Consider the following 5591-nt stretch of genomic DNA (forward strand, 5'->3'; position numbering starts at 1 on the left):
CAGGAATTTCCAGTAGGCTTTCTGTAGCTTTGCCCGTACCATCGTCGGTAACGGATCTCTGATGACCGAGTTAGTTACTAGAAAGCGCCTTTTGATCATCCGCAACTTTTCGTTCCCAATGGACATCCAGGTAATCAGAGATCCGTTACCGACGATGGTACGGGCAAAGCTACAGATAGCCTACTGGAAATTCCTGCTGTTGGTAGGAATGGTGGTAGTGCTATACAAAATTTCTTGGAGTAATACCATTTCACGAAAAACCTGATACAGATAGATATGTAGGGGCGTACAGCTAGGTGTACGCCCCTACATTTATTAACGAGTGCGTAGGCGTAGCCCGCCGGAGGCATCGCCAAGTATCGGTTCTATATTGCTAACTTTGGTATTGTCTAGGTAATTATAGACTCTTCTTGAAACTTCACGGACAAAATCTCCAGCTTTGGGATCGTAGTTTGGTCTTTGCACCAAAACACCTGCTAAATAGCTTTTCCCGTTGGGCATTTGAATTATACCCGCATCACCAATGATAAATCTCAATGTACCAGTTTCAAATGCTCGCCTGGTCAACTTGCTTTGCCGATTGGGCAGTGCCAGGTATCGGAAAGCCCCGAACTAGCACAAGTGGTACAGAAATTTGTCCAAGCAAATCGAGGTTGTAGGTTTGATATGCGGGTGTGAGGTACAATCAGCTAAGACCAAGTTCACTCCCCCGTACGTATTAACAATCCCTGAAAGAGTCTAAACTCCTCACCTCCTATACGTATCACCTCCTCCCCGTTCCCGTTCACCTCGAAGTTTAAGCCCCCCGTAACTGCCGATGCTTGAGAGTCATCAAGTTCCTCGAAAACTAGAGCTTGCATTTCTTCGTTGGCTGTGTTTTTGGCTGTTAAAAAAGCAGTCAAGATTTTTTTAGTCATAAAGCAATACGGTTCAGTTAAGGCTAGAATAGCTGTAAAATGGTCATTGTTTCCAAAAATGGAAATCAAGCACGGTGCATCTCAAAGAATTCTCATTAGTGTCTCCCAAGATACAAAGTACGGAGATATTCAAAGCGATAGAGGTCGCTATCCCAGCAACTTCAATCGAACAAGCGATCGCTAAAACTAAAGTAGAAGAGGAACGCCATCGTTCGTTACCAGCACAGCTGGTCATTTGTCTAATAATAGCAATGAGCCTGTGGTCGAGAGATTCAATGCGAGATGTACTAAAAAATCTCATTGATGGTCTTTCAGAGGCATGGGTAAAAGTTGGTAAATATTGGCGTATCCCTTGTAAATCAGCTATCACCCAAAGCAGACAGCGACTAGGTGCAGGGGTAATGACGCAATTGTTTCATCAGTTGGTGCGACCAATGGCAAACAGCGAAACAATTGGAAGTTTTCTAAACGGACTAAGAATTGTAGTGATTGATGGAACTTGCTTAGATATCCCAGATAGTGATGAAAATGCAAGGGTTTTTGGTCGTCCCGGTAGTCGTCCTGGTACACGAGCGGCATTTCCCAAAGTTAGATTAGTTATTTTGGTAGAGGCAGGGACACATTTAATTTTTGATGCCTTAATGTGCCCATATAAGATTGGAGAGCGAGTTAGATCACTAAAATTATTACGCTCAGTAACATCCGGAATGTTGTTAATGTGGGATAGAGGTTTGCACTCCTACGCTATGGTACAAGCAACAGTAAGTAAGGGTTGTGATTATTTAGGAAGAATACCAGAAGAGCGTTAAATTTTTAAACGAAGAAGCTTTAGAGGATGGTTCTTATTTAAGTTATATTTATCCTTCTGGTAAACTGAGAAAAAAAGGTTTTGAACCAATACAAGTACGAGTCATTGAGTACACAATTGAGAATCCTGATAACCCAGAAGAACAAATCAAATATCGTTTAATTACGAGCTTATTGGACATTGTAAAATTCCCAGCCCAGTTGCTAGCTTGTGAGTACCATCAACGTTGGGAAGTCGAGAATACGATTGATGAACTCAAAGTACATCTTCTAGGACGAAAAACTCATATTCGTTCTCAAAAACCACGAGAAGTGGTGCAAGAAATTTACGGTTTATTATTAGGACATTGGGCTATCCGGTTGTTAATTTTTCAAGCTGCGACCAGTGCAGAAGTTGCACCCTTGCGTCTAAGTTTCACTGGAACATTACGAGTTGTTCGTCGTGCCCTCCCAAAATTTCAGCGTTTGCAACCACAAGAACTCCCCTTTTTTTGAGTTGGTTAACTGTGGAAATCCTCGACCAAGTTTTACCTGAAAGGGTTCATAGAAATAACCCAAGGGTTGTTAAAAAGCCTGTATCAAAATTTCGCTCTAAAAAAGTTAAACACAGAGGCACTGGAATAATAACCAATCCTCCTGTGTTTGTTGTTTTAAGCACTGCATAGCCTTAACTGAACCGTATTGAGTCATAAAGATAAAATCAAAAATCAGAACAAAAACAGTCGAGCTTCGACTGCATAGTTAATGTATCAACATCTACAGGAAAAATCAAGGTTTTATACAAAACATCGTACTTTTCCTACCTTTCCTACCTTTTTTACAAACCGCTCCAAAATAAAGCCACACCGTTTCCTAACTTTTTTACATTTACAACAAAATGAAAACCTCACCCTTGGGAGACGGACATCCCTCTCTGTGATTTGATATCATGTCCGGTTGAACAATTGTCATTGTGAGCGAAGCGAAGCAATCGCAAAGGTGTTGAGATTGCTTCACTGCACTTCGTTCCGTTCGCAATGACATATCGCAACTATTTAGCGAACATGTATGACTACGCAAAACCGTCCCTACCTCTTAGAGGAACAGGCTTGAACTAAAGTTCAACTCGCATAGAGGTTCGTTGACATCTCACATTAAAAAAAATCAGCCACCCAAGGAGAACTACCTGCAAATATTTGCGTAGCTGCTGAAATAGCTGTTTCTGTCCCATGCAGTTTTCCGGCTATTTGCAAATGGTAAGGTGTGAACAAACTTGTATATATTGGTGCTAGTTCTCGAACATCTAGCTGGAACTCACCTTTTCCACCTTTTGTAACTTCACCGCGTCCATTGGCAACAGAAAGAATGAATTTACCATTGTTTGCATCTAGCAAATTATCTTGAATATCTAGGTGCAGTTCAGTTTGAATTCCCGAAGGATAACCCCGCATGGACAGCGCCTTAACTACATCTACTACCCGCAGCATCCAACGCATCGTATACGTGAGTTTGGCAGTTTGCTCTGGTAGCAGCAATGTTAAGGAATCAATTGCAGAACTCCTCCATCGCACTTGATCAATTTGGGAGCGATGACTAGCAAGAAAAGACCAAAATGTTTGTGCAGCCGCAACTGTGAGAATTACCCAATCCTTGATTCGCAGAATTGCGCCATCCTCTTTTGAATGTTGACTGAAAAGGATGTAGCCTTCAGGTTTCTCTTTTGTACCGATAAAATATGCGTAAAATGTTTCCTTGTCATCTGGCTGGATTAAGCGCTCCCAGATTGCTGGATGTCGGTCTAAATATCCATGCGTTAATCTCGCCTGCTGCTGATATAGTTCATGAAAGACTTGATGATTGATTGGCACTATTGGTTGCAAAGGTAGGGGTTGCTCTCGCACTTGGATACTTTTAGTAGGAACTTCCCAATTACACCAGCTACCCCCCTGCTCATACCCGACTTTTCGATACAAGCCTTGAACTGCTGGATAAAGAGCAGAGAGCGGTATACCTCTAGCATAGAGTTCCTTGAGGGTGTGCTGCATGAGAGCGATCGCAGATCCCGAACCGCGATACTCTGGAGCAATGCCCACTACGGCAATTCCTGTCATTGGTACACGCACACCACCCCACCACTGGCCCATATCCAGAGTTGCCAATCCACCAACTAATTGCTCCGATTTACGGATAATGCGGAAGTTTTCTACGCCAATGAGATTGATGTAAGCTTTCTCGCCACCAAGCCCACTAATGAAACACTGCTCAAAGATAGTCCCAAGCTGTTGAATATCCTGTGGATTGGCAAGAGTGCTGTATTCAAATTGAACCGTCATTTCTTCTACCATTAGTAGTACAAAACCAGAATCATGCTACAGCAAGCGTTGTCTCAATGCTTCACCAACTACGTTTCTTTTACTTAACCCATCATATCGTGTCTGGTTAAAGACTTATCATTAAAACCGCAGTTCTTGCAGGGGGAAAGAGGGTTTTCCGATGAAAAACTCCATTTTTGGGCATGGGGAATCGGGCATGGGGCATGGGGAAGAAGTTACCAATGCCCAATGCCCAATGCCCAATGCGGCGGGGCGGCTATCCCTCTCTACCCACGAGGGGATGGAGTTTCCCGCCGCTTTCGATGAATCTGAGCATTTGCAATATGCTTAAACGTGTTTCGGCTTTACAAGCGTGCCTTCGATTTTCATACTTTGGGCGATGAAAAACTTTATCCCCAATCCAAATTGGAATATTCAAAAGCCATAAAATTCACACCTTAATAGTCATTGTCAGCCACACAAATGCCTTTACATTTAATACCGTTCGTAACGGTGCGCTGACAATGAGAACATAGAACTTTTTCGTTTTCTGTTTCTTGATTTGTCTTTAAACTAGTGCTTGCCTGTGATTTTTCTTTTTGGGTCTGGATTTTTAGAGTCATAGTTAAAAGCCGTTTAATTACTTAGAACTTTTATCAAATATTGTGTCAATGTAAACGCATCTACACCCAATTCGGTACGCTCCTGGGCTGCTAAAATACCCGCTTGCGAATGCCACCATGCAGCAGTTGCCACAATATCTTCTACGAGAATCTGTTTAGTTGCTGCTTGCGCCAACAATCCACCCAGTAGCCCAGTTAACACGTCGCCGCTACCGCCACGCGCTAAGGCGGGTGTACTTTCAGGAACAATCCAAACGGCAGCTTGAGGGTTTGCGATCGCAGTTCTCGCCCCTTTTAACAATACTATCGCCTCACTTTGCGTCGCCGCTTCCCGTACTGCTTGCACTTTGTCATGTTTGGCATCGGTGACATCAGGAAACAAACGTTGGAATTCGCCAGTGTGGGGTGTGAGTACGGTTACAGCAAGACGTTTTTTTAATGTGGCGATCGCTCCCATTTGTGCCAAGATATTTAAACCATCGGCATCGAGAATTAGAGGGCGATCGCTTTCTATGACTTCTTGCACAATGGGAGTGGCATCTCGTGTTAAACCGGGGCCACAAGCGATCGCATTAAATGAACTTAGATCGGTTTTTTCTGGTAATTCTAGGTGCGCGATGGCTCCAGTTTCCGTCTCTGGACAACCGACAATTAGCGCTTCTGGCAAGTGCGATACCAAAAGAGATTTCAGCGATTCGGGTACTGCGATCGAAAGCATACCTACACCACTAGCCCTAGCACCCAAACCAGTTAAAATTGCTCCACCTGCATAGCGCCGCGAACCGCAAATCAGCAGTAAATGTCCTTCCTTATATTTGTGGGTGACTGGTGGACGGGGTAAGGGTAGAGTAGCAAGTGCCGTTGCTGGTGTAATACGTTTAATCCTGGGTGCATCTTTTAGAACAGCTTCCACATCAGCTAAAGGAATATCGAAATCGATTAACTCAGCTTTG

The 5591-nt window shown here is 43.4% G+C and carries 4 protein-coding genes and 2 pseudogenes; 3 read left to right on the top strand and 3 right to left on the bottom strand.

Annotated features, from left to right (window positions below):
• Nucleotides 1-54 precede the first annotated feature (54 nt).
• Nucleotides 55-243: pseudogene (locus LC574_RS23775) on the top strand (cytochrome C peroxidase); the annotation flags it as partial.
• Between the two features lie 72 nt (nt 244-315).
• Here LC574_RS23775 and LC574_RS23780 read toward each other — a convergent pair.
• On the bottom strand, nt 316-567 hold the full coding sequence (locus LC574_RS23780) for a hypothetical protein (protein ID WP_229456030.1): 252 nt from the start codon (nt 565-567) through the stop codon (nt 316-318).
• A 514-nt stretch (nt 568-1081) separates the two neighbouring features.
• On the opposite strand from LC574_RS23780, the pseudogene LC574_RS23785 reads away from it, so the two are divergent.
• A pseudogene (locus LC574_RS23785) lies at nt 1082-2219 on the top strand (IS4 family transposase).
• A gap of 638 nt (nt 2220-2857) precedes the next feature.
• On the opposite strand, the gene eis reads toward LC574_RS23785, so the two are convergent.
• The gene (eis, locus tag LC574_RS23790) at nt 2858-4036 is read right to left on the bottom strand and encodes an enhanced intracellular survival protein Eis (protein ID WP_229456031.1); all 1179 of its coding nucleotides are present in this window, start codon (nt 4034-4036) and stop codon (nt 2858-2860) included.
• Nucleotides 4037-4232: 196 nt separating this feature from the next.
• Between eis and LC574_RS38210 the strand changes: the two genes are divergently transcribed.
• Nucleotides 4233-4367 (top strand): hypothetical protein, encoded by a 135-nt coding sequence (locus tag LC574_RS38210; RefSeq protein WP_267871646.1) that lies wholly within the window; start codon nt 4233-4235, stop codon nt 4365-4367.
• A 284-nt stretch (nt 4368-4651) separates the two neighbouring features.
• Here LC574_RS38210 and LC574_RS23795 read toward each other — a convergent pair.
• On the bottom strand, nt 4652-5591 hold a 940-nt coding region (locus tag LC574_RS23795; RefSeq protein WP_229456032.1), incomplete at its 5' end, for an NAD(P)H-hydrate dehydratase.

It is taken from the genome of Nostoc sp. CHAB 5715 (assembly GCF_020829685.1).
Taxonomy (GTDB): Bacteria; Cyanobacteriota; Cyanobacteriia; order Cyanobacteriales; family Nostocaceae; genus Nostoc.